The organism is Stenotrophomonas sp. 85239_Sma, assembly GCF_056481725.1.
This window is the reverse complement of sequence record NZ_CM151163.1, coordinates 4,265,182-4,289,756: the sequence shown is the minus strand read 5'-3', so window position 1 is coordinate 4,289,756 and position 24,575 is coordinate 4,265,182. Positions and strand designations below refer to the sequence as shown.

At 67.1% G+C, this 24,575-nt stretch carries 25 protein-coding genes; 15 read left to right on the top strand and 10 right to left on the bottom strand.

Going from position 1 to position 24,575, the window contains the following annotated elements:
- Positions 1-108 precede the first annotated feature (108 nt).
- The 3 genes from ACYKG1_RS19935 to ACYKG1_RS19925 all read left to right on the top strand — a co-directional run bounded on the left by ACYKG1_RS19935 (position 109) and on the right by ACYKG1_RS19925 (position 3,752).
- Positions 109-1,608, top strand: a complete 1,500-nt coding sequence (locus ACYKG1_RS19935) for a peptide MFS transporter (RefSeq protein WP_014038761.1) — start codon at positions 109-111, stop codon at positions 1,606-1,608.
- A 16-nt stretch (positions 1,609-1,624) separates the two neighbouring features.
- Positions 1,625-2,230: a thioredoxin family protein gene (locus ACYKG1_RS19930; protein WP_478471176.1), complete on the top strand. Its 606-nt coding sequence runs from the start codon at positions 1,625-1,627 to the stop codon at positions 2,228-2,230.
- A gap of 382 nt (positions 2,231-2,612) precedes the next feature.
- Entirely contained in the window at positions 2,613-3,752 is a 1,140-nt protein-coding gene (locus tag ACYKG1_RS19925) for a hypothetical protein (RefSeq protein ID WP_478471175.1), read from the top strand.
- 80 nt (positions 3,753-3,832) lie between these two features.
- Here the strand turns inward: ACYKG1_RS19925 and ACYKG1_RS19920 are convergent, their stop codons facing one another.
- Entirely contained in the window at positions 3,833-4,324 is a 492-nt protein-coding gene (locus ACYKG1_RS19920) for a MarR family winged helix-turn-helix transcriptional regulator (protein WP_057501376.1), read from the bottom strand.
- Between the two features lie 129 nt (positions 4,325-4,453).
- Here ACYKG1_RS19920 and hppD point away from each other — a divergent pair, with 129 nt between their 5' ends.
- Entirely contained in the window at positions 4,454-5,566 is a 1,113-nt protein-coding gene (gene hppD / locus ACYKG1_RS19915) for a 4-hydroxyphenylpyruvate dioxygenase (protein WP_202908132.1), read from the top strand.
- A 104-nt stretch (positions 5,567-5,670) separates the two neighbouring features.
- Entirely contained in the window at positions 5,671-6,978 is a 1,308-nt protein-coding gene (hmgA, locus tag ACYKG1_RS19910) for a homogentisate 1,2-dioxygenase (protein WP_100474247.1), read from the top strand.
- 209 nt (positions 6,979-7,187) lie between these two features.
- On the opposite strand, the gene ACYKG1_RS19905 is transcribed toward hmgA, so the two are convergent.
- Positions 7,188-7,736: a hypothetical protein gene (locus ACYKG1_RS19905; protein ID WP_100474244.1), complete on the bottom strand. Its 549-nt coding sequence runs from the start codon at positions 7,734-7,736 to the stop codon at positions 7,188-7,190.
- Positions 7,737-7,861: 125 nt separating this feature from the next.
- Here ACYKG1_RS19905 and ACYKG1_RS19900 point away from each other — a divergent pair, with 125 nt between their 5' ends.
- On the top strand, positions 7,862-8,515 hold the full coding sequence (locus ACYKG1_RS19900; protein ID WP_478471174.1) for a hypothetical protein: 654 nt from the start codon (positions 7,862-7,864) through the stop codon (positions 8,513-8,515).
- Positions 8,516-8,588: 73 nt separating this feature from the next.
- Positions 8,589-9,554 carry a sodium:calcium antiporter gene (locus ACYKG1_RS19895; RefSeq protein WP_100474237.1) on the top strand — a complete coding sequence of 322 codons (966 nt, stop codon included), beginning with the start codon at positions 8,589-8,591 and terminating at the stop codon, positions 9,552-9,554.
- Between the two features lie 134 nt (positions 9,555-9,688).
- On the opposite strand, the gene ACYKG1_RS19890 is transcribed toward ACYKG1_RS19895, so the two are convergent.
- The 8 genes from ACYKG1_RS19890 to ACYKG1_RS19855 all read right to left on the bottom strand — a co-directional run bounded on the left by ACYKG1_RS19890 (position 9,689) and on the right by ACYKG1_RS19855 (position 17,495).
- Positions 9,689-10,078 (bottom strand): Na+/H+ antiporter subunit G, encoded by a 390-nt coding sequence (locus tag ACYKG1_RS19890; protein ID WP_100474234.1) that lies wholly within the window; start codon positions 10,076-10,078, stop codon positions 9,689-9,691.
- The gene (locus tag ACYKG1_RS19885; protein ID WP_005411334.1) at positions 10,075-10,359 is read right to left on the bottom strand and encodes a K+/H+ antiporter subunit F; all 285 of its coding nucleotides are present in this window, start codon (positions 10,357-10,359) and stop codon (positions 10,075-10,077) included. The genes ACYKG1_RS19890 and ACYKG1_RS19885 overlap by 4 nt, the downstream gene beginning before the upstream one ends.
- A complete protein-coding gene (locus ACYKG1_RS19880) occupies positions 10,356-10,862 on the bottom strand; it encodes a Na+/H+ antiporter subunit E (RefSeq protein ID WP_100474231.1) in 507 nt (168 codons plus the stop codon). The genes ACYKG1_RS19885 and ACYKG1_RS19880 overlap by 4 nt, the downstream gene beginning before the upstream one ends.
- Positions 10,859-12,394: a monovalent cation/H+ antiporter subunit D gene (locus tag ACYKG1_RS19875; RefSeq protein ID WP_478471173.1), complete on the bottom strand. Its 1,536-nt coding sequence runs from the start codon at positions 12,392-12,394 to the stop codon at positions 10,859-10,861. Before ACYKG1_RS19875 ends, ACYKG1_RS19880 begins: the two co-directional genes overlap by 4 nt.
- Complete coding sequence (locus ACYKG1_RS19870; protein WP_049423184.1) at positions 12,391-12,783, bottom strand: Na+/H+ antiporter subunit C; 393 nt, start codon at positions 12,781-12,783, stop codon at positions 12,391-12,393. The genes ACYKG1_RS19875 and ACYKG1_RS19870 overlap by 4 nt, the downstream gene beginning before the upstream one ends.
- On the bottom strand, positions 12,783-15,611 hold the full coding sequence (locus ACYKG1_RS19865; RefSeq protein WP_262227830.1) for a monovalent cation/H+ antiporter subunit A: 2,829 nt from the start codon (positions 15,609-15,611) through the stop codon (positions 12,783-12,785). The genes ACYKG1_RS19870 and ACYKG1_RS19865 overlap by 1 nt, the downstream gene beginning before the upstream one ends.
- 333 nt (positions 15,612-15,944) lie before the next feature.
- Complete coding sequence (locus tag ACYKG1_RS19860; protein ID WP_478471172.1) at positions 15,945-16,430, bottom strand: Mpo1 family 2-hydroxy fatty acid dioxygenase; 486 nt, start codon at positions 16,428-16,430, stop codon at positions 15,945-15,947.
- Between the two features lie 138 nt (positions 16,431-16,568).
- Complete coding sequence (locus ACYKG1_RS19855) at positions 16,569-17,495, bottom strand: phosphoribosylaminoimidazolesuccinocarboxamide synthase (RefSeq protein ID WP_162292088.1); 927 nt, start codon at positions 17,493-17,495, stop codon at positions 16,569-16,571.
- A gap of 144 nt (positions 17,496-17,639) precedes the next feature.
- Between ACYKG1_RS19855 and ACYKG1_RS19850 the strand changes: the two genes are divergently transcribed.
- The 8 genes from ACYKG1_RS19850 to trpD all read left to right on the top strand — a co-directional run bounded on the left by ACYKG1_RS19850 (position 17,640) and on the right by trpD (position 24,561).
- On the top strand, positions 17,640-17,969 hold the full coding sequence (locus tag ACYKG1_RS19850; RefSeq protein WP_005411327.1) for a J domain-containing protein: 330 nt from the start codon (positions 17,640-17,642) through the stop codon (positions 17,967-17,969).
- Between the two features lie 29 nt (positions 17,970-17,998).
- On the top strand, positions 17,999-18,673 hold the full coding sequence (rpe, locus tag ACYKG1_RS19845) for a ribulose-phosphate 3-epimerase (protein WP_100474216.1): 675 nt from the start codon (positions 17,999-18,001) through the stop codon (positions 18,671-18,673).
- Positions 18,674-18,731: 58 nt separating this feature from the next.
- Positions 18,732-19,214 (top strand): GNAT family N-acetyltransferase, encoded by a 483-nt coding sequence (locus ACYKG1_RS19840; protein WP_262083607.1) that lies wholly within the window; start codon positions 18,732-18,734, stop codon positions 19,212-19,214.
- A gap of 235 nt (positions 19,215-19,449) precedes the next feature.
- Positions 19,450-20,403, top strand: a complete 954-nt coding sequence (gene yegS, locus ACYKG1_RS19835) for a lipid kinase YegS (protein WP_478471171.1) — start codon at positions 19,450-19,452, stop codon at positions 20,401-20,403.
- Between the two features lie 197 nt (positions 20,404-20,600).
- Positions 20,601-22,076 carry an anthranilate synthase component I gene (gene trpE, locus ACYKG1_RS19830; protein WP_478471170.1) on the top strand — a complete coding sequence of 492 codons (1,476 nt, stop codon included), beginning with the start codon at positions 20,601-20,603 and terminating at the stop codon, positions 22,074-22,076.
- A gap of 67 nt (positions 22,077-22,143) precedes the next feature.
- Positions 22,144-22,923 (top strand): SIMPL domain-containing protein, encoded by a 780-nt coding sequence (locus ACYKG1_RS19825; RefSeq protein WP_100474207.1) that lies wholly within the window; start codon positions 22,144-22,146, stop codon positions 22,921-22,923.
- 2 nt (positions 22,924-22,925) lie between these two features.
- Positions 22,926-23,513: an anthranilate synthase component II gene (locus ACYKG1_RS19820; RefSeq protein WP_100474204.1), complete on the top strand. Its 588-nt coding sequence runs from the start codon at positions 22,926-22,928 to the stop codon at positions 23,511-23,513.
- A 16-nt stretch (positions 23,514-23,529) separates the two neighbouring features.
- A complete protein-coding gene (gene trpD, locus ACYKG1_RS19815; RefSeq protein ID WP_478471169.1) occupies positions 23,530-24,561 on the top strand; it encodes an anthranilate phosphoribosyltransferase in 1,032 nt (343 codons plus the stop codon).
- Positions 24,562-24,575 lie beyond the last annotated feature (14 nt).

Sequence of the window (24,575 nt, the reverse complement as noted above, 5' to 3'; positions counted from 1 at the left end):
GCCTCAAACGGCGTGTATTTGACGTGAACGCCAGAAGTCGGTGATCCTCGCGCGTTGCTCCAACTGCACAGCGGACGTGCTCGTCATCCACCGAACCAGGAAATCCGCATGAGCGTAAACGCCACTGCGAACACCCCAGAGCCGGCGCTGCCGGACTTCAAGACCACGCTGGGCCATCCGCGCCCGTTGTGGATGCTGTTCATGACCGAGTTCTGGGAGCGCTTTGCGTTCTACGGCATCCGCTGGGCCTTGGTGCTGTACATCGTCGCCCAGTTCTACAACGGCAGCGCTGCCGGTGAAGGCGACGCCAGCCGCATCTACGGCGCCTACCTGGCCCTGGTGTATGCCGCGGCGATCTTCGGTGGCTACGTGGCCGACCGGGTACTGGGCTACCAGCGATCGATCCTGACCGGCGCGATCATCATGGCCGCCGGCCTGTTCATGATCTCGCTGCCGCAGGAGCACATCTTCAAGCTCGGCCTGGCGACCATCATCGTCGGCAACGGCCTGTTCAAGCCCAACATCTCGACCATGGTCGGCAAGCTGTACGGCCTGAAGGACGAGCGCCGCGACTCGGGCTTTACCATCTTCTACATGGGCATCAACATCGGCGCGATGATCGCCCCGGTGCTGACCGAGTACCTGGCCCGCAAGGTGTTCGGTACCGACGCGATGCCGTCCTACAAGGTCGTGTTCATCGCCTCGGGCGTGGGCATGCTGATCTCGCTGGTGTGGTTCTACATCGGTCGCGCCGGCCTGAAGGGCATCGGTGCACCGCCGGCCGGCGCTGAAGGCTTCGGCCGCATCATCATGGTGCTGGCCGGTGCCGTGGTTGCCATCCCGGTCGCGTACTTCCTGCTGGCGACCGGCGCCACCGCGCTGGCCTGGATCCTGGGTGCGATGTTCACCGCGCTGGCCATCCTGCTGCTGGTCGAGGGCATCCGCGAGGGCAAGGTGCAGCGCGACCGCGTGATCGCCATGCTGATCATCTTCGCCTTCAACGTGATGTTCTGGATGTTCTTCGAACAGGCCGGCAGCTCGTTCACCTTCCTGGCCGAGAACATCGTCAACCGCCAGTTCGGTGACTGGACGTTCCCGACCGCGTGGTTCCAGTCGGTCAACTCGGTGGCCATCATCACCCTGGCGCCGATCATCGCCTGGATCTGGGTGGCCATGGGCCGCGCCAATCCGTCCATCCCGCGCAAGTTCGGCCTGGGCCTGCTGTTCAACGGCGCCGCCTTCGCGCTGCTGATGTTCGCCCTGTCGCAGATGGTCGTGGACGGCAAGATCCCGTTCTGGACCCTGTTCATGGTCTACGTCATCCAGTCCGTGGGTGAGCTGTGCCTGTCGCCGATCGGCCTGTCGATGGTGACCAAGCTGGCCCCGGTGCGCCTGGTCGGCTTCGGCATGGGTGGCTGGTTCCTGTCCACCGGCATCGGCAACAACCTGTCGGGCATCTTCGCTGGCGTGGTCAGTGGTGAAGGCGGCATGACGGTCGAGTCGGCCCTGAAGGGGTATACCTTCGGGTTCTGGGCCCTGATCGGCTCCGGCGTGGTGCTGTTCCTGGTCGCCCCGCTGATCAACAAGCTGATGCACGGCGTCAAATGATGAGAGGGCAGTAGGCATGCGCAGCAAGCTCGGTGGTGTAGTGGTGGTGGTCTGTGCGGCGCTGATCGGCGCCTGTTCCCAACCGCAACCGCCTGCCGCCGCCGAGCCCACGCAGCCTCTGGATACCCGACCCACCGAGCCACCGGTCGCTGACCCCAGCGAACCGGTGGCCTCGGGCAACACCCCGGTGGCGGCGGACATCGCCGCCATCGCCGGGCTCGGTGCGCAGTTCGACCCGGCCCGCGACCCCGCCGACGATCTGGCCACCGCCAAGGTGGAAGCCCAGCGCGGCAAGAAGCGCATCCTGCTGGAGATCGGCAACGCCGCCTGTGATCGCTGCCGGGCGCTGGACGACGTGGTGGAAGGCAACGGCGACCTGCGCCGCTTCCGTGATGCCCACTACGTGTGGGTGAAGGTCAACGCCAGCGACGAACAGCCCAACGCCGCCTTCTTCGCCCAATACCCGGTGATGGAACGCGACTACCCGTACCTGCTGGTGCTCGACGCAGATGGTGGCCTGCTGGTGTCGCAGGCGACCGGCGAGCTGCGCAAGGGCGAAGCTTTCCAGCCCGCGCGCGTGACCGCGTTCCTCAAGCAGTGGGCACCTGACAAGCCGGAATAGGCTAGTGCCGGCTGCTGGCCGGCAATCCAGGTAGGTGCCGACCGTTGGTCAGCATGCCTTGGTGGGTGCCGACCGTTGGTCAGCATGCCCTGGTGGGTGCCGACCGTTGGTCGGCATGCCCTGGTGGGTGCCGACCGTTGGCCGGCACGCCTTGGTGGGTGCCAACCGTTGGTCAGCATGCCCTGGTGGGTGCCGACCGTTGGTCAGCATGCCCTGGTGGGTGCCGACCGTTGGTCGGCACTGAGGCGCATCCACGCCCTGCGCGGCTCTACTGCGCGCACCGTCACACTCTCTGAACCGGCGTCTCAACTTCACCGTGAGCACGCCGTTACCGGCAAGGACCTCAGTCGACGCCCCGTCGACGCAACCTACCGGAACGCCCATGCACAGCGACCACGCCGAACGATTGCCCGAACCTGCCAGCGACCTGGCCGAGGGTGGGGCAGGCGAGGGCGTGACCCTGCCGCCGCAGGAGGCGCTGCTGGATGACGCCGGTACCGGCGAGGCCACCGTCGAACTGGCACCGCCACGCCACCGCCTGCCGCAGATCGCGCTGCCCGACAACGTGGTGCTGAAGGGCGCGGTGCAGAAGCTGGTCGAGCAGAAATCGAGGCTCGATACGCTGGCGGCCGAAGGCCAGCTGGCGGGGTTGCTGCCGCCGGAATGGCAGGGTCACGGCGCGCGCGCGATCGAACTGTCCACCTTCATCCAGGGCGTGCTGCCGTTCCTGCAGACCGGCGAGCGTGGCGAAACCGCGCCTGCCCGTCTGCCGGTGCGCCACGTACTGGGGGACGACAGCCGCTGGGGGCTGGACGATGTGTCCGAACCGAAATCGCTGGCCTGGTACCTGGCCAGTGACGAGCGCGCCACCGCCGGCAGCAAGGACGTGGCTGAGGCGTACCTGGTGGGGTCACTGGGGCTGGCGTGGATGCAGGAAGGGCGCAGCCGCCCGGGCTTCCTGCGCGTGATGGGCCAGGACAGCCTGGCCGCGCGGGTGACCATGCTGGGCTATCCGCCGGCCAACGAGCTGGCGCTGTACAGCGTCACCGCGCACGGCCAACCGCAGATCTGGTGCGTGCACGGCCGCCGTCGCATGCGCCCGCTGGTGGCGCCGTGGCTGAGCGTGCCGCTGCTGACCGCCTACGGCGTGCCGGCACCGGTCGCGTGGCCGTCCAGCTTCCCGCCGGTGGAGGCGGTTGCGGAGCTGCTGGCAACCGCACGCCTGGGACGCGCGCTGCCGGAAGTGGACCTGGGCAAGGCGGTGGCGAAGATTGCCGAGGACGCCGCATCCGATGCCTGGCAACCGGTCAGCCTGTTGCAGCTCAACACCTGGTCACCGCGCTGGCACTTCTTCCTCGGCACCTTTGTCGGCCTGCCGTCGCTGCTGCTGGTGGCTGCAGCACTGGCGCTGCCGGGGGCCGTCGAAGCGGCCACGGTCGCGGCTTCACTCGGCTTCGCCGGCGGTGCCATCGCCGCGCTGGCAGTGCCGTGGATCCATGCACGCCGCAAGCACCTGAGCTGAAAAAAGGGGACGGAGGGAATTAAGTCGCATCAGGCACATGTGTGCAGATTGCGACTTAATTCCCTCCGTCCCCTTTTTTCTCAGACCCCTTCGCCCATCCGCTCCAGCCCTTCCCCGGCCAGGCGCAGGATCAGTTTTTCCAGCACCTGCTCTTCCTCGTCGCTCAGCACCGACATCAGCTTGCGGGTAATCTCGATCACCATCGGCGCGATGGTCTCATACACCTCGAATCCGGCCGCCGACAGTGCCAGGACCGAGCGGCGGCGGTCGTCGCCGTGGGTCTCGCGCTTGATGAAGCCGCGCTCCAGCAGGCGGGCCACGGCGCGGCTGACCGCCACCTTGTCCATCGCCGTGCGGTCGGAGACCTCGCTGGCCGAGGAGCCCGGGTAAAGCGCCAGGATGGTGATCACCCGCCACTCGGGAATCGCCAGGCCGTAACGATCGCCGTACAGCTTGGCGATGTTGCCGCTGACCCGGTTGGACAGCACGCTCAGCCGATACGGCAGGAACTGTTCCAGGTCGAGCAGGACGTGCGAGGCACGCAGGCGGGTCGAGGCGGGATCGGGGCTCATGTTGCGGTGCACCTTGCTGGTGGTTTCAAGTGTAACTATAAGGGGTGGGTCCAGACCCTGCATTCTCGCCGGGTCCCTACCTGCCCGCACCTGGTTTGTACCGATGCGGTACCGATTCGGAGCCACGCCATGAATACCGCAGTCCCGACCGCCTCGCATCCCAACCCCGGCATGCAGGTCACCACCTTCGAGAACCCGATGGGCATCGACGGCTTCGAGTTCGTCGAATTCGCGGCCCCGGCCGGCCGTGGCCAGGAGCTGCACGAGTACTTCCGGAAGATGGGCTTCAGCGCGGTGCTCAAGCACAAGCAGCGTCCGATTACCGTCTATCGCCAGGGCGACGTCAACTTCCTGGTCAATGAAGACCCGGATTCGTTCGCCTCGGACTTCGCCGAAAAGCATGGCCCGTGCGCCTGCGGCTTCGCCATCCGCTTCAAGAAGCCGGGCCAGGAGGTGTACCAGACCGCGCTGGGCAACGGCGCCGAAGCCATCACCTTCAAGCCGGACAGCAAGGCGGTCAGCGCGCCGGTCATCAAGGGCATTGGTGACTGCATGCTGTACCTGGTCGACCGCTACGGCAGCGCCGGCAGCATCTTCGACGGCGACTACGAGCCGATCGCAGGCGCCGACCTGCACCCGTTCGGCTTCGGCCTGACCTTCATCGACCACCTGACCCACAACCTGTACTTCGGCAACATGCAGCAGTGGTCGGACTACTACGAGCGTCTGTTCAACTTCCGCGAGATCCGCTACTTCGACATCAAGGGCCTGAAGACCGGCCTGGTGTCCAAGGCGATGACCGCGCCGGATGGCATCGTACGCATCCCGCTGAACGAATCGTCCGACCCGAAGAGCCAGATCAACGAGTACCTGGATGCCTACAAGGGCGAGGGCATCCAGCACATCGCCTGCTTCACCGAGAACATCTACGAAACCGTCGAAGCGATGCGCGCGCAGGGCGTGGACTTCCTCGACACGCCGGAGACCTACTTCGACGTGATCGACCAGCGTGTTCCGAACCACGGTGAAGACGTGCCGCGCCTGGCGAAGAACAAGATCCTGATCGACGCCGATCCGGAAACCCACCAGCGCAAGCTGCTGCAGATCTTCACCCAGAACTGCATCGGCCCGATCTTCTTCGAGATCATCCAGCGCAAGGGCAACGAAGGCTTCGGCGAAGGCAACTTCACCGCGCTGTTCGAGAGCATCGAGCGCGACCAGATCCGCCGCGGCGTGCTGTAAGGTCCTGGGCGGCGCCGGGGCATTCCCCGGCGCCTGCTTGCCTGTAGAGCCGAGCCATGCTCGGCTGCTTTCCGTTCCGGTCTCGCCGTCTTCCAGGAGCCCCCATGTCCACCGCCATCACCGCCCGCGGCTACCAGTCCGGTTTCGGCAACGAATTCGCCACCGAGGCCGTCCCCGGCGCGCTGCCGGTCGGGCAGAACTCGCCACAGAAGGTGGCCCACGGCCTGTACGCCGAGCAGTTGACTGGAACCGCCTTCACCGCGCCGCGCGGCAGCAATCGCCGTAGCTGGCTGTACCGGATCCGTCCGGCGGTGACCCATGGCGAGTTCACCCCGTTCGCGCAGTCGCAGCTGCAGTGTGATTTCGGCGCCCAGCCGGCTTCGCCGAACCAGCTGCGCTGGAGCCCGCTGCCGCTGCCGGAACTGCCGACCGACTTCGTCGAAGGCCTGTACACGATGGGGGGCAACGGCTCGCCCGATGCGCATGCCGGCGTGGGCATCCACCTCTACGCTGCCAACCGCGACATGGTCGGCCGCTACTTCTACGATGCCGATGGCGAGCTGCTGATCGTCCCGCAGCTGGGCGCGCTGCGCCTGCTGACCGAGCTGGGCGTGGTCGAGATCGAGCCGCAGCAGATCGCGGTGATCCCGCGCGGCGTGCGGTTCCGCGTCGAATTGCCCGACGGCCCGAGCCGCGGCTACATCTGCGAAAACTACGGTGCGCTGCTGAAGCTGCCGGACCTCGGCCCGATTGGTTCCAATGGCCTGGCCAACCCGCGCGACTTCGAGACCCCGCACGCGGCGTTCGAGGATATCGATGGCGATTTCGAGCTCATCGCCAAGTTCGACGGCCGCCTGTGGCGTGCACCGATCGACCATTCGCCGCTGGACGTGGTGGCCTGGCACGGCAATTACGCGCCATACCGGTATGACCTGCGCCGCTTCAACACCATCGGTTCGATCAGCTACGACCATCCGGATCCGTCGATCTTCCTGGTACTGCATTCGCCCAGCGACACGCCGGGGACCAGCAACATGGACTTCGCGATCTTCCCGCCGCGCTGGCTGGTGGCGCAGAACACCTTCCGCCCGCCGTGGTTCCACCGCAACATCGCCAGCGAGTTCATGGGCCTGGTGCATGGGGCCTACGATGCCAAGGCCGAAGGCTTCGTGCCGGGCGGCGCATCGCTGCACAACTGCATGAGCGGCCACGGCCCGGATGCCCCGACCTTCGACAAGGCATCCAATGCAGACCTGTCCAAGGCGGACGTGATCAAGGACACGATGGCCTTCATGTTCGAGACCCGCGCGGTGATCCGCCCAAGCGCGCAGGCCTTGGCTGCCGGCCATCGCCAGGGCGACTACCAGCAGTGCTGGAATGGCCTGCGCAACAACTTCCGGTCGTCCCGCTAGCTGGGTTGGTGCCGACCTTGGTCGGCACGGATCCTGACCGTATCCACGCATGGCGTGGATCTACCAACCGCAGCCCTCGGTGGATGCCGACCGTTGGTCGGCACGGATCCTGACCGTATCCACGCATGGTGTGGATCTACCGGAGAGCGGTCGGGATGTGGAGCCGTAGATCCACGTCATGCGTGGATGATGACCGCCGGAACCTGCGCTTACGCCACTTCGGCGAACGCGTCGCAATGCTCCAGCGGCAGTGCTTCCAGCAGGCGCTGGCGCACGCGCTGGCAATAGCCCTCCGAGGTCAGCCCGGGCAGCATCTGCATCGCCGACTGCAGCCGCTGCAGCACCTCTTCCTCTGCACGCGCCTGTTGCAGGTCGCGGAACAGCGCTGCCGCCTGCGGGTGGCGCTGCATTTCCAGGATGCCCAGCACATAGATGCGCGCGGCCACCAGCGAGCGGCGGCGTTCGACGGCTGTGCCCGGGGGGGCAGCGGGCGCCGCGGCGGGTACTGCGGGCTGCAGTGGCTCTACCGCGGCAGCCAGCGACGGCGGAGGGGCTGTGGCACCGGTACCGGTGCTCAGGTAGCCGGCCTGCACCAGCTGGATGACCATCGCCGGAGCCTCGGGGCCGAGCAGCCCGGTCAGGTCGGCAATGCTGCGTTGGCCATCGCACAGGATCAGCAACCGGCGCTGGCGCATGTCCAGCGGCGCGCGGTGTGCCTGCAGCGCGGTTCGGGCGAGATCGGTCTTGCGCGGTTGCATGGAAGGGACAGCCAAGTCGGTGCACGCCGAGCCTGAACGAAGGCGATGAAACGGCGATGACAATGCAGCGCCTGCACACGGGATGGGCTAGCGTGCAGCCACCTTCGTGCCAGGGAACCGCATCGATGAAGCACCTTCCGCTTGCTGGTCTGCTGCTGCTTTCGCTCACCGCCTGCGGCGGCCATGACAAACAGGGGGCAGCCGGCAGTGGCAGCGACACCCCGGCCGAAACCGCTTCGGCAACGGGGCCCGCGCAGTCGACGGATCCTGATCTGGCAGCCCGTCCAGCCGATGACCGCCGCGAAGACAGTCCCGCGCGCCTGGATGGCTTCGCCGGTGCAAAGCTGGGCGCTGGTATCGCCGAGGTCCGCAGCGGCTTTGGCACACCGTTGCAGGGGCTGGGCACCGACGCCAGCGGCAAGCCGCTGCCGGCCGACGACGGCAATGACGGCTGCTACGTCCTGCGCCCGCAGGACGCCGAAGACCCGCGCCTGATGATCGAAGGCCGCAAGCTGGTGCGCTACGACGTGCGCAGCGCGGCCATTGCCGCACCGGGTGGCGGCAGGGTCGGCATGACCCTGGGCGAGCTGCAGGTGCTGTACCCCGAGCGCGGCGACGTCGGCCCCGACAAGTACGACGAAAAGGCCCAGCACCTGCGCGTGCGTCCGGCGCAGGAGGGTGGGGCGGTGATCGATTTCGCGCTCGGTGCCGATGGCCGGGTGGGTGCCTGGCGCGTCGGGCAGACCCCGCAGGTCGATTATGTGGAGGGCTGCGGCTGATCCTTGATCCACGGCCCAGCCATGCGCGCGGGGCCAGCGTAGAATCGCGCCACGACCGCTGGGGGAGTGCTCGATGATCACCATTGCCATTGCCTGGTTCCTGCTCGGCCTGCTGTTGCTGGCGCTGGGTGGGGACTCCATCGTCAAGGCCGTGTCCGGCCTGGCCCAGCGCTTCGGGGCCAGCCCGTTCACTGCAGGGCTGTTGCTGCTCGGGGTGGCCACCTCGTTGCCGGAACTTGCCGTCAACGCGCGCGCGCTGGCAGTCGGCCAGCCGGAGCTGGCACTGGGCAATGCGGTCGGCAGCAGCATCGTCAACCTGGGCTTGACCCTGGCGGTGGCGGCGATTGCCGCGCCCCTGCTGCTGCGCGCGCGCCTGCAGACGGTGCTGTGGTGGTCGCTGCTGGCGGCCGGCGTCCTGCTGATCCTGTTCGGTCTTGATGGTGGCCTGGCGCGCTGGGAGGGCGGCGTGCTGGTGGCAGGCTTCATCGTCGTGCAGGTACTGCTGCTGCGCCGCGGCCGTGTTGAGAGCGCCGAGGTGCAGGCGGCCATCGCCGAATCCGCGCTGAGCCGCACCAGTCTGCCGTTGAACATACTGCGGGTGCTGATTGCCGCGCTGGCACTGTACTGGGGCGCGCGGCTGGTGGTGGGTGCCGCAGCGGACTTCGGCGCGGCATTGGGCTGGACGCCGCTGCTGGTCGGCCTGCTGCCGGTGGCGATCGGCACTGCACTGCCGGAGGTGGCCACGGCCATCGCCGCCGCGCGTCGCGGTCATGGCGACATGGTGCTGGGCCACGTGCTGGGCTCCAGCGTGGTCAACCTGCTGCTGGTGATCGGTGCGATGGCGCTGCTGCAGCCGCTGGCGTTGCCGGCCTCGTTCGTGCGCCTGGAACTGCCGGCGCTGCTGGCGTTCGCGCTGGTGCTGTACCCGATGCTGCGCGGCGACCTGAAGATCAACCGTGGCGAAGGCGGCATCCTGCTGGTCGCGTTCGTTGGCTGGTTCGTGCTGGAGCTGCTGCTGGTGGGCGCACCGGCGTTGTAGATCCACGCCATGCGTGGATGCGGTTGGTTTCGTGCCGACCAACGGTCGGCACCCACCACCGATCATCCGGTGGATGCCAACCTTGGTTGGCACTTGGGGAAACGAAGCGCCGACCAAGGTCGGCCTCTACCGATTTACCGGTTCTGCGAGGTCTCTTCTTCCCGCACCGGTTCCGGCGGCGGCAACTGCTCCTCGGCGGCCGGTTCGTTGCCCGGCAGGCTGGGGCGGGTTTCCATCAGCAGCGACAGCGCGGCCTTGGCCATCATGTGGGCGCTGATCGGCGCGGTGATGAACAGGAACACGGTGATCAGCAGCTCGCGCGGCTGCGGGTCCTGGCCCAGGAAGATGTGGTAGCACACCGAACACACCAGCACGCAGCCCACGCCCAGCGTGCTGGCCTTGGTCGGTGCATGCAGGCGCTTGAAGAAGGTGGACAGCTTCACCAGCCCCAGTGCGCCGACCAGGATGAAGAAGCAGCCGAACAGCAGCAGGATCGACAGGCCGATCTGGATCGCGGTGATCATTCGACGATGTCCCGGCGCAGCACGAACTTGCTCAGCACCACGGTGCTGCCGAAGCCCAGCATGGCAATGATCAACGCGGCCTCGAAGTAGATCGGCGAGTTGAGGTACATGCCGAACAACATCAGTTCGGCGATCGCGGTCACCGACAGGGTATCCAGTGCGAGGATGCGGTCGGGCACGGTCGGCCCGCGCAGCAGGCGCCAGGTGGCCAGCAGCATGGCCAGGCCGACCACGTGCATGCACACCACCAAGGTGGTCTGGATGACTTCAAAACCGGTCATGGGAAGATCTCCATCAACGGCGCCTCGTAACGGCGCTTGATCGTATCGATCAGGTCCTGCGGGTCCTCCAGGTGCAGCACGTGCACCAGCAGGAACTTGCGGTCGTCGCTGAGCGCGGCCGAGACCGTGCCCGGGGTCAGGGTGATCATGCTGGTCAGCGCGGCGATGCCGTGGATGTTGGCGATGTCCAGCGGCAGCCAGATGAAGCCCGGGTGGATGTTCTTCTCCGGGCCGAGCACCTGGAGCGCGACGCGGATGTTGGACATCAGGATGTCCCACAGGGTCACGCACAGCAGCTTCGGCAACGGGCGCAGGGTGCCGATGCGGGCGAACTCGCGGTCCAGGCGTGCGGCGAACAGTGGCACCACTACACCCAGCAGCAGCCCCAGCACGATCTGGCCGAGGGTGAAGCTGTCGGACATCAGCAGCCAGAACGCCACCACCATGATGCTGAGCATCGGCGAGGGAATGATGCGGCGGAACAGGGAGCGCTGGGCGGTCATGGCTGGCGGATCTCCGGCGTGGTCGCACGCAGCTGCTGCACATACTCGCTGGGTTGCAGCAGCTGTGCGGCGGTGGCGTCGGTGTAGCGCATCAGCGGTGCGGCAGCCAGGGTCATGCCGATGCCATAGGCCAGCAGCAGGCACGCGGCATACAGCTCGACCCGGCGCAGGCGGGCCTTGCGCGGTTTCGGGGCATCGGCTTCCACCGGCGGCACACGCCAGAACAGGCGGATGCCACCGCGGGTCAGGCCCATGATCACCAGCAGGCTGCTGACCAGCACGGCGGTCCAGACCGGGCCGGTGTACTGCGCCGGCATGCCGGCCAGCAGCGCGGCCTTGGCCAGGAAGCCGGACAGTGGCGGCAGGCCCGCCACCGACACTGCGCCGATCAGGAACAGCACGGCCGGGGTCTCCTTGCCCGGCATCGGCGCGACCACTTCCTTGCGGTCGCTGGCACCGCCACGACGGCGGCGGATCAGATCGGCGATGAGGAACAGCGCAGCGGCCACGAAGCTGCTGTGCGGCAGGTAGTACAGGCCGGCCGAGAGCACCTGCGGCGTGCCCACCGAGAAGGCGATGAACAGGGTGGCTGCCGACACGATCACCAGGTACGAGATCAGCACGCGCAGGCGGGTTGCGGCCAGTGCACCCAGGCCACCCAGCACCAGCGTCGCCACGCCGGCCCACAGCAGCCAGTCGCGGCCATAGCCGGCCATCGCACCGGCATCGTCGCCGAACCACAGCATCTGGATGCGCAGCACCGAGTACAGGCCGACCTTGGTCATGATCGCGAACAGTGCAGCGACGGCCGCCGGTGCGCGCGAATAGGCTTCCGGCAGCCACAGGTACAGCGGCATCAGCGCGGCCTTGGCGCAGAACACCAGCAGCAACAGGCCCATCGTCGCCTTCACCAGGGTCAACTGCGCCGGCGGCACCTCGGCGATGCGCTGCGACAGCTCGGCCATGTTCAGCGAGCCCAGCGAGGCGTACAGCAGGCCCAGTGCGATCAGGAACAGGGTCGAGGCGGTGACGTTGAACACCACGTAGTGCAGGCCGATGCGCATGCGCAGGCCACGGCCGCCGCTGAGCAGCAGGCCGTAGGAGGCGATCAGCATCACCTCGAAGAACACGAACAGGTTGAAGATATCGCCGGTCAGGAACGCACCGTTGAGGCCGACCAGCTGGAACTGGAACAGCGCATGGAAATGCGGTGCGCGCCGGTCCCAGCCCGAGCAGGCATGCAGCAGGCAGGGAATGGCCAGCAACAGGGTGGTCAGCAGCATCCATGCCGACAGCCGGTCGGCCACCAGTGCAATGCCCAGCCGCGACGGCCAGTCGCCGAGCAGGTAGACGTTGATGTCACCGCTGGCGGTGGAGGCAAACAGCAGGCCCACCGCCAGCGCCAGCGCCGACAGCGCGGTCCAGGCCACCGCGCGCTGCACCCTGGGGCCATAGCGGCGGTGTTCGACGAACAGCGACAGCGCGGCACCCAGCAGCGGAATCAGGATCGGCAGGATCACCAGGTGGTTCATGCGCGGTCCTCGCCCTGGCGCGGCGGCACGCCCTCATCCTGCAGGTCGTCATCCGGCTCGTGGGCGTCCACATGGTCGCTGTGGTTGTCGCTGCGGCTGCGCATGGCCAGCACGATGCTCACCGCCGTCATCGCGAAGGCGATCACGATCGCGGTCAGCACCAGCGCCTGCGGCAGCGGGTCGGTGTAGTTGCCGAGGTGGCTGTCCACGCCCTCCTGCAGCACCGGCGCCTTGCCCAGCACCACGCGGCCGCCAGCGAAGATCAGCAGGTTGGTCGCATAGGACAGGAAGGTCATGCCGAGGATCACGTCGAAGCTGCGCGCGCGCAGCAGCAGGTAGATGCCGATGGCGGTCAGCACGCCGATCGCGGTCGCCAGGGCCAGTTCCATCAGTGCATCTCCCCGGTGCGGGCCGAACGGCGTTGCAGGTCGATCTCGCCCTTGCGGGCGGTACGGGTGCGTGAGGGCTTGATCGTGCCCATCATCGACAGCATCAGCATGGCGCCGCCGAATACCACCAGATACACGCCGATATCGAAGCCGATGGCGCTGGCCAGAGGGACCTCGCCGATCAGCGGCAGGTGCAGGTCGAGATGGCCGCTGGTCAGGAAGGGCACGCCGAACAGCATCGATGCACTGCCGCTGAGAATGGCGATCAGCAGGCCCATGCCGATGCAGCGGATGTAGTCGAAGCCGAAGCGCGATTCCACCGATGCAGTGCCCTGGATCACGTACTGGATCAGCAGCGGTACCGCCAGCACCAGGCCGGCGATGAAGCCACCGCCCGGGGCATTGTGGCCGCGCAGGAACAGGAAGATCGACACGGTCAGGGTCAGCGGGAACATGATCTGCGCCAGGTCGGCCGGTACCGGCAGCTTGATCGGCGGGCCGGGCATGATCTGCTCCGGCGCCATCCGCGTGCGCCGCAGCAGGGCATGCACCACCAGCGCGGCGATGCCGAACACGGTGATCTCGCCAAAGGTATCGAAGCCGCGGAAGTCGACCAGGATCACGTTGACCACGTTCTGGCCATAGGCCTCGGGCAGGGCACGGGCGAGCAGCTCGCCGGCCATGGTGTTTGGCGGCAGGGTCATCGCGGAATAGGCCAGTGCGCCCAGGCCGGCACCGGCGATGATCGCGATCACTGCGTCACGGCGCTTGCGCCAGCGCGGCCGCTCCGGCCCGGACTGCGCCGGCAGGTAGTTCATGCCCAGCAGCATCAGTACCAGGGTCACCATCTCCACCAGCAGCTGGGTCAGGGCCAGGTCGGGCGCGGACAGGAACACGAAGGTCAGCGCCACCATCAGGCCGACGCCGCCGACCAGCAGCACCGCCAGCAGGCGCTGCTTGTAGATGCGCAGGGTGGCGACCGCGCAGGCCATCATCACCAGCCACAGTGCCCAGCCCAGCAGCGGAATCGGCTGCGGCGCGGTCCAGTCCGGCGAGGCCGGGTTGGCCACGAACGGCGCGGCGGCGACCACGATCGCCACCAGCACCAGGCCCAGCAGCATGCGCTGCAGGCTGCCATTGGCGATGCCGTTGGTCAGGCGCATGGCCAGCGCGGAAACCGCATCCAGCTGCGCATGGAATACGTTGCGACCGGTGCTGACGTTGGTTACGCCGTGCAGGTTGATCAGCTTGCGCAGCCCGAAGTACAGCACCACGCCCCCGACCACGCCCATCGCGCTCATCGCCAGCGGCAGGTTGAAACCGTGCCACACCGCCAGGCTGTACTCGGGCATCGCCGGGCCGAGGATCGACGCCGCGGCGGCATGCAGCACCGGTGCCACCGTCAGCGCCGGGGCCACGCCCACCGCCACGCAGATCACCACCAGCAGTTCCACCGGCACCTTCATCCAGCGCGGCGGCTCATGCGGCACGCGGTCCAGATCGTGCGGGCCGGGGCCGAAGAAGGTGTCGTGCACGAAGCGCAGGCTGTAGGCCACGCCGAACACACCGGCCAGCAGCGCGGCGATCGACACGGCCGCGCGCATGATGCCCGGTCCGCCCGCGGTAATGGCTTCGGCGAACAGCATTTCCTTGGACAGGAACCCGTTGAGCAGCGGGATGCCGGCCATCGCCAGCGAGGCGATGATCGCCAGCGCGCTGGTGAACGGCATCAGCCTGCGCAGCCCCCCCAGCTTGCGCATGTCACGGGTGCCGGTCTCGTGGTCGATGATGCCGGCGGCCATGAACAGCGAGGCCTTGAAGGTGGCGTGGTTGAGGATGTGGAACACGCCGGCGACCACCGCCATCGGCGTGGACAGCCCGAACAGCAGGGTGATCAGGCCCAGGTGGGAAATGGTCGAGTACGCCAGCAGGCCCTTCAGGTCATGCTGGAAGATCGCGTTCCAGGCGCCGATCAGCAGGGTCAGCGCGCCGATACCGCTGACCGTATAGAAGAACAGATCGCTGCCGGCCAGTGCCGGATGCAGCCGCGCCAGCAGGAACACGCCGGCCTTCACCATGGTGGCCGAGTGCAGGTAGGCCGACACCGGGGTCGGCGCCGCCATCGCGTGCGGCAGCCAGAAGTGGAACGGGAACTGCGCGCTCTTGGTGAAGATGCCGGCCAGCACCAGGAACAGGGCGTACGGGTACAGTGCGCTGGCGCGGATCTGCTCGCCGGCGGCCAGCACCACGTCCAGGTCGAAGCTGCCGACGATGCGGCCGATCAGCAGCACGCCACCGAGCAGGGCCAGGCCGCCGCCGCCGGTGATCACCAGCGCCATGCGTGCGCCTTCGCGGGCATCCTGGCGGTGTGACCAGAAGCCGATCAGCAGGAACGAGCTGATGCTGGTCATTTCCCAGAAGATCATCAGCAACAGCAGGTTGCCCGACAGCACCATGCCCAGCATGGCGCCCATGAACAGCAGCAGATAGCAGTAGAACCGGTGCGCGTTGTCCTGCTGGCTCAGGTAGTAGCGCGCATACAACACCACCAGCGCGCCGATGCCGAGCACCAGCCCGGCGAACATCCAGGCCAGCCCGTCCAGGCGCAGGGTGAAGTCCAGCCCGATCTGCGGCAGCCAGGGCACCAGGGTGCGGACCACCTGGTCATCGAGTACGGACGGGGTCAGCCAGCCGAGGATGGCCAGCCCACCCAACGGCGCCAGCGCCGCCAGCCAGGCAGCAGTCGAGCGCGAACTACGGGGGAAGGCCGCAACAGCCGCTGCCATCAGGAACGGCAGGGCCAGCAGCAGGGGCAGGCTGGGGAGCATGCAGGGAATCCATGATTCACGAGCAGGTCAGGGAGGATAACAGGCTGCGAAATGTCGCCGAAACCCATCGAACAGCGATCAATTGCATGTAACGTTCGCTGATTCATTTTTTCTGCGGCGCAACATCACGTTCCCACATCACTTCCCTGGTTGCCCTCAGGGGACACCCTACGCCCACGCAGGGAGACCGCAGGCCCTGTCGCACAGGGGCTGCCGTAGACGGGCGGGCGATGGGGAGCGGATCACCGGCGCAGGCTCGCAGGGGTCCCGTGGACTACGGGTGACGGAATCCGCCCGTTCAGGAAACGACGGTCGCTGTCGGCCACCACCAGGTCAGTAGCGCCAGTCGAGCTTGCGGTAGACCTTGGCCATCACCCAGGCCGGGCCGATCAGCAGGTAGGTCAGGTCGGTCAGGAAGCTGGGCTTGCGGCCCTCGAACGTGTGGCCGATGAACTGCGCGATCCAGGCCACCACGAACACGCCCACCGCCAGCCAGCGCAGGGCCTGCAGGCCGATCTCGGCCTCCAGCAGCCGGCACAGGCAGCCGAACACGAAGAACTGGATGAGCATGCCGATGCCCAGCGGGCGCGACAGCTTGTTGTAGAAGCACCAGGCGCTGAACATCGCGAACGCCGACCAGATGCCGTACTGGAACCAGGTGATCAGCGGCGGCACGCACCACAGCAGCGCCACCACCGACCACAGGATCGCCGGGACCGCCACCACGTGGATGCGCTGGTTGATCACATTGCGGTGGTCGTCGGAGTAGCTGGCGAAATAGCGGTCGATCGGCCGCGCAAGCTCGGTGGAGGTCTGCATGCGGCCAGCATACTCCCGCCGGTGCCCGTCAGTAGAGCCAGGCCACGCCTGGCTGCAGGTTCACGGGGTTGCCGGCCAGCGGCCGGCACTACCGCATTCAGGACGCCCCCCGCCTTTCCGGCCGGGGGGCGCAGGGGATCAGTCGACGCTGATCCCGGCCAGGCGCTGCAGCGCCTCGGCGTACTTGGCGCGGGTGCGCTCGATGATCTCGGCCGGGATGCCCGGGCCCGGGGCGGTCTTGCCCCAGTCCAGCGTCTCCAGGTAATCGCGCACGAACTGCTTGTCGTAGCTCGGCGGGCTGGTGCCCACTTCGTACTCGTCGGCCGGCCAGTAACGCGAGGAGTCCGGCGTCAGCATCTCGTCCATGATGTACAGGCGGCCATCGGCATCGGTACCGAATTCGAACTTGGTATCGGCCAGGATGATGCCGCGCTCGCGGGCGTAATCGGCCGCGAACTTGTAGATGCGCAGGGTGGCATCGCGCACGCGCTCGGCCAACTCGGCGCCGACCTGCTTCACCATCGCATCGAAGTCGATGTTCTCGTCGTGGTCGCCGACAGCGGCCTTGGTCGAGGGGGTGAAGATCGGCTCGGGCAGCTGCTCGGCCTGGCGCAGGCCGTCGGGCAGGTCGATGCCACTGACCTTGCCGGTGCGCTGGTAGTCCTTCCAGCCGCTTCCGATCAGGTAGCCGCGGGCGATCGCTTCCACCGGCACTGGCTTCAGCTTGCGGGTGACCACCGCGCGCTTGGCGTACAGGGCCGGGTCCACGCCTTCGGGCAGCACGCTGGCCACGTCGATGCCGGTCAGGTGGTTGGGCATCAGGTGCGCGGTCTTGGCGAACCAGAAATTGGAGACCTGGCAGAGCATCTCGCCCTTGCCCGGGATCGGGTCGGGCAGGACCACGTCGAACGCCGACAGGCGATCGGTGGCCACCATCAGCAGGTACTCGCCCGGCGGGGTTCCGGCGGGCAGCCGCTCGCGCGGGATATCGAACACATCACGCACCTTGCCGCGATGGCGCAAGGGCAGGCCGGGGAGATCGGATTGCAACAGCGTGGTTGGCACGGGCACTCCTGGGGCGTTGTCGATACGGCTGCTGCCCAACGGACCCGGCGGGCCCGCTGACCAGCGGGCGGCCTAGTGTAAAGCGGTCCGGGCCCGCTGTGACGTAAAATGAGCGTCCATTTCGTCGGTCGACCCCGGAGCGCCATGCGCTGGTACGGAAAACTGCTCGGATTCATCGCCGGCGCCCTGCTGTTCCGGCCCAATCCGCTGTTCGGCGCGGTGGTCGGCCTGTTGATCGGCCACGCCTTCGACTCGGACTGGTTCCGCCTGAACAAGGAGAACCCGTACCGGGAGCTGGGGCTGACCTCCGAGGCCACCGATGCCGAGGTCGAGCGCGCCTATCGCAAGCTGATCTCGCAGTACCACCCCGACAAGCTTGGCGGCGCCGCCCCCGAGCTGCAGCAGCAGGCCGAGCAGAAGTCGCGGCGGATCAATGCCGCCTACGACCGCATCAAGACCCTGCGCAAGCGCTGACCCCTTTCCCCTCGTAGCAAGGCCCGGCCATGTCCCACTGCCTCATCGCCCCCTCCATCCTGTCCGCCAACTTCGCCCGCCTCGGCGAGGAAGTCGACAACGTCCTCGCCGCCGGCGCGGACTGGGTCCACTTCGACGTGATGGACAACCACTACGTGCCGAACCTGACCATCGGCCCGATGGTCTGCCAGGCGCTGCGCAAGCACGGCGTAACCGCACCGATCGACGTGCACCTGATGGTCGAGCCGGTGGACCGCATCATCCCGGACTTCGCCGAAGCCGGTGCCACCTACATCAGCTTCCACCCGGAGGCCAGCCGCCACGTGCACCGCACCATCCAGCTGATCCGCTCGCTGGGCTGCAAGCCGGGCATCGTGCTCAATCCGGCCACCCCGGTGGACATTCTCGACTGGGTGCTGGATGACCTGGACCTGGTGCTGCTGATGTCGGTCAACCCGGGCTTCGGTGGCCAGGCCTTCATTCCCTCGGCGCTGGACAAGCTGAAAGTGGTGCGCAAGATGATCGATGCCAGCGGCAAGGACATCCGCCTCGAGATCGACGGCGGCGTGAAGGCCGACAACATCGGCGAGATCGCGGCCGCCGGCGCCGACACCTTCGTCGCTGGCTCGGCCATCTTCAATGCCAAGACCAGCTACCAGGACGTGATCGCGCAGATGCGCGCCAACGTTGCTGCAACCCGCTGACAAAAACGGGAGGAAGGGGATTAAGCTCGCCTGATCCCCTCCTTCCCCGTTTGCGCACATGTCACTGCTGAACATCCGCCCGGCCACTGTGGCCGATGCTGGCCTGATCCTGCATTTCATCCGCGAACTGGCCATCTACGAGAAGGCCGAGCATTCGGTGCAGACCGACGAGATCGGCATCGCCGAAAGCCTGTTCGGCACCGATGCCACGGCGCGCGCGCTGATCTGCGAAGCCGACGGTGAAGCGATCGGCTATGCGGTGTACTTCTACAACTACTCCACCTGGCTGGGCCGCAAGGGCATCTACCTGGAAGACCTGTACGTCAGCCAGGAAAAGCGCGGCGCCGGTGCCGGCAAGGCGCTGTTGAAGTACATCGCGCGCCAGGCCGTGGCCGAAGGCTGCGGCCGCTTCGAATGGTCGGTGCTGGACTGGAACACCCCGGCCATCGAGTTCTACACCGCTGCTGGCGCCACGCCCCAGGATGAGTGGACCGTGTACCGGTTGCAGGGGCAGGCGCTGCACGATTTCGCCAACGGTTGAGGCGCATGGTGGGTGCGAACCCAGCCGGGTGGGTTCGCACTCCCAGCGCACCCAAAAAAAAGCCACGCCAATCACTGGCGTGGCCTCGCTGCATGCGTGGGAGGCTGATCCTGCCTCCATCCGTCGTCCCTGCTATGGCCTTCCATTCTCCGGTAGCTGAATGACACCTGCGTGACATTCACTGCGGACAGACAGCGCATTGCTAGCCTGTCCGCCCCCGACCTGGAAGCACCGCATGACCACCCCGCGCTGGCGCCTGATCCTCAACGGAAAATCCGCAGGCAATGACGAGCTGCGCGACGCCGTCGGCCACTGGCGCGGGCAGGGCGTGCAGCTGGACGTGCGGGTGACCTGGGAGGACGGTGACGCCGAGCGCTACGTGGCCGAGGCCATCGATCATGGCGTGGACGTGATCGTCGCTGCCGGTGGTGATGGCACGCTCAGTGCCGTGGCGGAGACGCTGGCGCACCGCGAGGAAGCAGCCGATGCGCTGCCATCGCTGGCACTGATCCCGATGGGGACCGCCAACGATTTCGCCACCTCGGCTGGCATCCCGACCGCGCCGAAGGAGGCCTTTGCATTGATCGCGCAGGCCGTGCCGCATGCCGTCGATCTGCTGCGCGTGGACGCCGACGGCGTGCAATGGTGGTGCGCCAATCTCGCCAGCGGTGGCTTCGGCACGCAGGTGACGGTGGAGACCGATGCCGGCTTGAAGAAGATGCTGGGTGGGCTGGCCTACGTCATCACCGGTATCGCCAAGCTCGGGAGGATCGAGCCGATCAGCGCGCGCCTGTCGGGCCCGGACTTCGCGTGGGAGGGTGACTTCATCGCGCTCGGCATCGGCAACGGCCGCCAGGCCGGCGGTGGTCAGCAGTTGTGTCCGCAGGCACTGATCGACGATGGCCTGCTGGACGTGACGGTGCTTCCGGAGCTGGAAGGTGAAGTCACCGCCACGCTCGGCCAGATGCTGAAGTCCGGCACCCAGGCCGCACTCGAACAGCTGGCCACGCGCGCGCGGCTGCCGTGGCTGCAGGTGGAATCCGAGCGCCCGTTGACGCTCAACCTGGATGGCGAGCCGGTGCAGGCCCGCCACTTCCGCATCGAGTGCGTGCCGGGCAGGGTGAGGATGCACCTGCCGGCCGGCTGCCCGTTGCTGGCCGGTGCATCCGCCGCGAGCGCCACGGCGTAGCGGCGGTCTCCGTAGTCGTCCCGGGCGTCGCGTGGTTCAGTTTCACAGGGTTCCCCTCCCGTCCAAGCTGCGATACAGTCAAGGGGTGTCCAGCCTGACGACCCCGCATACCCTTTCTTCCGCACGCCGTTGGTGGCGATGGTGGCCCGTTGCCGTCGTCCGCCCCCATAACGCTGTGTCCCGGAAGGAAAGTCGTCTTGAACTCGCACGCTCAGTTTCAGCTGCAGGCCGCTGAAGGCCACACCCATATTCCCGTCGTCCGTGAAGTGCTGTCCGACCTGGACACGCCGCTTTCGGTCTACCTGAAGCTCGCCGACGGCCCCAATACCTACCTGTTTGAATCCGTCGAAGGCGGCGAGCGCTTCGGTCGTTACTCGATCATCGGCCTGCCGGCGCGTCGCGTGTACGCCTTCCACGGCCACACCCTGACCGTGCGCGAGGATGGGCAGGTGGTGGACACCCGCGAGGTGGCCGACCCCTTCGCCGAGGTCGAGGCGCTGCGCAGCGCCCACTCCGTGCCCAAGCTGGAAGGCCTGCCGGGCTTCACCGGCGGCCTGGTCGGCTGGTTCGGTTTCGAGTGCATCGGCTACATCGAGCCGCGCCTGGCCCCGCCGGCCGGCCGCGATGAGCTGGGGACGCCGGACATCCTGCTGCTGGACTCCAACGAGCTGGCGGTGTTCGACAACCTCAAGGGCCGCCTGTACCTGATCGTGCACGCCGACCCGCGGGCCGAGGGCGCCTTCGAGCAGGCGCAGGCGCGCCTGGATGCACTGACTGCCAAGCTGCGCGCGCCGGGTGCGGGTTATCCCGCCCCGCTCAACAGTGATGTGCTGGACGAATCCGATTTCGTTTCCGGTTTCACCCGCGAAGGCTTCGTTGATGCGGTCCAGCGCAGCAAGGAATACATCCGCGCCGGTGACATCTTCCAGGTGGTGCTGAGCCAGCGCCTGAGCGTGCCGTTCAAGGCGCGCCCGGTGGATGTGTACCGTGCGCTGCGTGCATTGAATCCGTCGCCGTACATGTATTTCCTCGATGTCGGCGACCTGCAGGTGGTCGGTTCGTCGCCGGAGATCCTGGTGCGCTTGCAGGACGGCGAAGTCACCGTGCGCCCGATCGCCGGTACCCGCCCGCGTGGTGCCACCGTCGAGCAGGACCTGGCGCTGGAAGCCGAACTGCTGGCCGATCCGAAGGAACGCGCCGAGCACCTGATGCTGATCGACCTCGGCCGCAACGACGCCGGCCGCGTATCGAAGGCCGGCACCGTGGAAGTGGGCGAGCAGTTCGTGATCGAACGCTACAGCCACGTCATGCACATCGTCAGCGAAGTGACCGGGCAGCTGCAGCCGGGCCTGAGCTATGCCGACGTGCTGCGTGCCACCTTCCCGGCGGGTACGGTCAGCGGTGCGCCGAAGATCCGCGCGCTGGAAGTGATCCGCGAGCTGGAACCGATCAAGCGCAATGTCTACGCCGGCAGCATCGGCTACATCGGCTGGCATGGCGATGCCGATACCGCGATCGCGATCCGCACTGCGGTGATCAAGGATGGCCGCCTGTATGTGCAGGCCGGCGCCGGCATCGTTTACGACTCGGACCCGGACAAGGAATGGGACGAGACGATGAACAAGGGCCGCGCGCTGTTCCGTGCCGTCGCCCAGGCCGCCAAGGGCCTGTGACTCTCCCCGTGCCGTGGCCTGCGCCGCGGCACCTTCCGCTGTTCCCGTTCAAGACAAGGAGTACCGCATGAAGCTGCTGAGCGCATTGCTGTGGTCGTCACTGCTGGCCACGATGGCCCCGTCTGCGTGGGCGCAGGCCAATACCATTCCCTCGCAGCCGCACCTGCTGGTGAAGGGCGAGGCGCGCCGCGTGGTGATGCCGGACCGGTTCGGCCTGCAGTTGAACATCGAGGAAACCGACATGGATGCGGATGCGGCGCGCCGCCGCGTGCAGGACAACGTTGCCCGCGTGCTGGCGCTGTTCAAGCAGTACAAGGCGGTGGAAGGCAGCGTACGTGCGGACAACCTGCGGATCGGCCCGGCAACCCGCTATGAGCAGAACCGGCAGGTCTTCATGGGTACCCAGGTGTCGCGCCAGTTGCGCGCCAGCTTCGCCAGCGTGAAGCAGATGCAGGACGTGCTGGGTGCGCTGAAAGCCAATGAGAACGTGCAGGTCAGCAGCGTCGCCCCGACCTACTCGGGCGAAGTGGCGCTGCGACGCGAACTCAAGGGCGAGGCGGCGGCCAAGACCCGGGAGTCCGCGCAGGGGCTGGCCAAGGCCTATGGAACAAAGGTGCGCGGCCTGTACAGCATCTCCGATGTGGCGCCGAACTTCGCCTATGGCATCCAGGCCGGGCAATGGCCGCAGCTGGGCGAGGATGGTGAGTATCTGGACAGGATCTCGGTGACCGGCAGCTACGCACCGGCCTCGGCGCCGGCGCCCGCTGAACGCGAATCCATCGAAGCCGGCCCCATCACCTACACCGAAAACGTGTACGCCATTTTCCTGATAAGCGACGGAACCTGACCATGTTGTGGATGATCGACAACTACGACAGCTTCACCTACAACCTCGTGCAGTACCTGCAGACGCTGGGCGCCGAGGTGAAGGTGGTGCGCAACGATGCGATGAGCGTGGACGAGATCGCCGCGCAGAAACCCGAGCGCATCGTCATCTCGCCCGGCCCGTGCACGCCCAACGAAGCAGGCGTGTCGCTGGAACTCATCCAGCGCCTTGGCCCGACCACGCCGATCCTCGGCGTGTGCCTGGGCCACCAGGGCATCGGCCAGGTCTACGGCGGCACGGTCATCCGTGCCGGCAACATCATGCACGGCAAGACGTCGCCGATCCGCCATGAAGGCAAGGGCGTGTTCGCAGGCCTGCCGGACCGCTACCAGGCCACCCGCTACCACTCGCTGGTGGTGGACAAGAACCGCCTGCCGGACTGCCTGGAAGTGACCGCCTGGACCGAGAACGACGACGGCTCGATCGAAGAGATCATGGGCCTGCGGCACCGCCAGTTCCCGGTGGAAGGCGTGCAGTTCCACCCCGAATCCATCCTCACCGAACACGGCCACGCCCTGCTGCGCAATTTCCTGCAGCGCCCGGCGGCCTGATCCAAGGAGCATTTCCATGAGCTTCTCCCCCCAGGAAGCCCTGCAGCGCACCATCGAACACCGCGAAATCTTCTTTGACGAAATGGTCGACCTGATGCGGCAGATCATGCGCGGCGACGTGTCGCCGATGATGACCGCCGCCATCCTCACCGGCCTGCGCGTGAAGAAGGAAACCATCGACGAGATCGCGGCAGCGGCCACGGTCATGCGCGAATTCGCGCTGGCGGTGCCGGTGGCCGACCGCACCCATCTGGTCGACATCGTCGGCACCGGTGGCGATGGCTCGCACACCTTCAACATCTCCACCTGCGCGATGTTCGTCGCCGCCGCGGCCGGTGCGCGCGTGGCCAAGCATGGCAACCGCAGCGTGTCGTCCAAGTCCGGCAGCGCCGATGCGGTGGAAGCGCTGGGTGCGGCCATCGAGCTGCAGCCGGAACAGGTGGCCGCAGCGATCGACCGGACCGGCATCGGCTTCATGTTCGCGCCGATCCATCATCCGTCGATGAAGGTCGTCGCGCCGGTACGCCGCGAGATGGGCGTGCGCACCATCTTCAACATCCTCGGCCCGCTGACCAACCCGGCCAGCGCGCCGTCGGTGCTGATGGGCGTGTTCCATCCCGATCTGGTGGGTATCCAGGCGCGCGTGCTGCGCGAGCTGGGCACCGAACGCGCCATGGTGGTCTGGGGCCGCGACAACATGGACGAGATCTCGCTGGGTGCCGGTACCCTGGTGGGCGAGCTGCGCGACGGCACGGTGCGCGAGTACGAAATCCACCCGGAAGACTTCGGCATCGCCATGTCGGCCAGCCGCAACCTGCGCGTGGACAGCCCGGAGCAGTCCATCGCGATGCTGCGCGCGGTGCTGGACAACGAGCCCGGCCCGGCGCTGGACATCGTGGCGCTCAATGCCGGCGCCGCCCTGTACGTGGCCGGCGTGGCCAGCGACATCGGCGACGGCCTGGCCCGCGCCCGTGCCGCCATCGCCAACGGCAGCGCCCGCCAGCGCCTGCAGCAGTATGTGGACACCACCCGCGCGCTGGTTGTCTGAGCGCGCGGTTCAGC

Coding starts and splice junctions, on each gene's coding strand:
- ACYKG1_RS19935 (WP_014038761.1), top strand. CDS start 109: ATGAGCGTAAACGCCACTGCGAACACCCCAGAGCCGGCGCTGCCGGAC.
- ACYKG1_RS19930 (WP_478471176.1), top strand. CDS start 1,625: ATGCGCAGCAAGCTCGGTGGTGTAGTGGTGGTGGTCTGTGCGGCGCTG.
- ACYKG1_RS19925 (WP_478471175.1), top strand. CDS start 2,613: ATGCACAGCGACCACGCCGAACGATTGCCCGAACCTGCCAGCGACCTG.
- ACYKG1_RS19920 (WP_057501376.1), bottom strand. CDS start 4,324: ATGAGCCCCGATCCCGCCTCGACCCGCCTGCGTGCCTCGCACGTCCTG.
- hppD (WP_202908132.1), top strand. CDS start 4,454: ATGAATACCGCAGTCCCGACCGCCTCGCATCCCAACCCCGGCATGCAG.
- hmgA (WP_100474247.1), top strand. CDS start 5,671: ATGTCCACCGCCATCACCGCCCGCGGCTACCAGTCCGGTTTCGGCAAC.
- ACYKG1_RS19905 (WP_100474244.1), bottom strand. CDS start 7,736: ATGCAACCGCGCAAGACCGATCTCGCCCGAACCGCGCTGCAGGCACAC.
- ACYKG1_RS19900 (WP_478471174.1), top strand. CDS start 7,862: ATGAAGCACCTTCCGCTTGCTGGTCTGCTGCTGCTTTCGCTCACCGCC.
- ACYKG1_RS19895 (WP_100474237.1), top strand. CDS start 8,589: ATGATCACCATTGCCATTGCCTGGTTCCTGCTCGGCCTGCTGTTGCTG.
- ACYKG1_RS19890 (WP_100474234.1), bottom strand. CDS start 10,078: ATGATCACCGCGATCCAGATCGGCCTGTCGATCCTGCTGCTGTTCGGC.
- ACYKG1_RS19885 (WP_005411334.1), bottom strand. CDS start 10,359: ATGACCGGTTTTGAAGTCATCCAGACCACCTTGGTGGTGTGCATGCAC.
- ACYKG1_RS19880 (WP_100474231.1), bottom strand. CDS start 10,862: ATGACCGCCCAGCGCTCCCTGTTCCGCCGCATCATTCCCTCGCCGATG.
- ACYKG1_RS19875 (WP_478471173.1), bottom strand. CDS start 12,394: ATGAACCACCTGGTGATCCTGCCGATCCTGATTCCGCTGCTGGGTGCC.
- ACYKG1_RS19870 (WP_049423184.1), bottom strand. CDS start 12,783: ATGGAACTGGCCCTGGCGACCGCGATCGGCGTGCTGACCGCCATCGGC.
- ACYKG1_RS19865 (WP_262227830.1), bottom strand. CDS start 15,611: ATGCTCCCCAGCCTGCCCCTGCTGCTGGCCCTGCCGTTCCTGATGGCA.
- ACYKG1_RS19860 (WP_478471172.1), bottom strand. CDS start 16,430: ATGCAGACCTCCACCGAGCTTGCGCGGCCGATCGACCGCTATTTCGCC.
- ACYKG1_RS19850 (WP_005411327.1), top strand. CDS start 17,640: ATGCGCTGGTACGGAAAACTGCTCGGATTCATCGCCGGCGCCCTGCTG.
- rpe (WP_100474216.1), top strand. CDS start 17,999: ATGTCCCACTGCCTCATCGCCCCCTCCATCCTGTCCGCCAACTTCGCC.
- ACYKG1_RS19840 (WP_262083607.1), top strand. CDS start 18,732: ATGTCACTGCTGAACATCCGCCCGGCCACTGTGGCCGATGCTGGCCTG.
- yegS (WP_478471171.1), top strand. CDS start 19,450: ATGACCACCCCGCGCTGGCGCCTGATCCTCAACGGAAAATCCGCAGGC.
- ACYKG1_RS19825 (WP_100474207.1), top strand. CDS start 22,144: ATGAAGCTGCTGAGCGCATTGCTGTGGTCGTCACTGCTGGCCACGATG.
- ACYKG1_RS19820 (WP_100474204.1), top strand. CDS start 22,926: ATGTTGTGGATGATCGACAACTACGACAGCTTCACCTACAACCTCGTG.
- trpD (WP_478471169.1), top strand. CDS start 23,530: ATGAGCTTCTCCCCCCAGGAAGCCCTGCAGCGCACCATCGAACACCGC.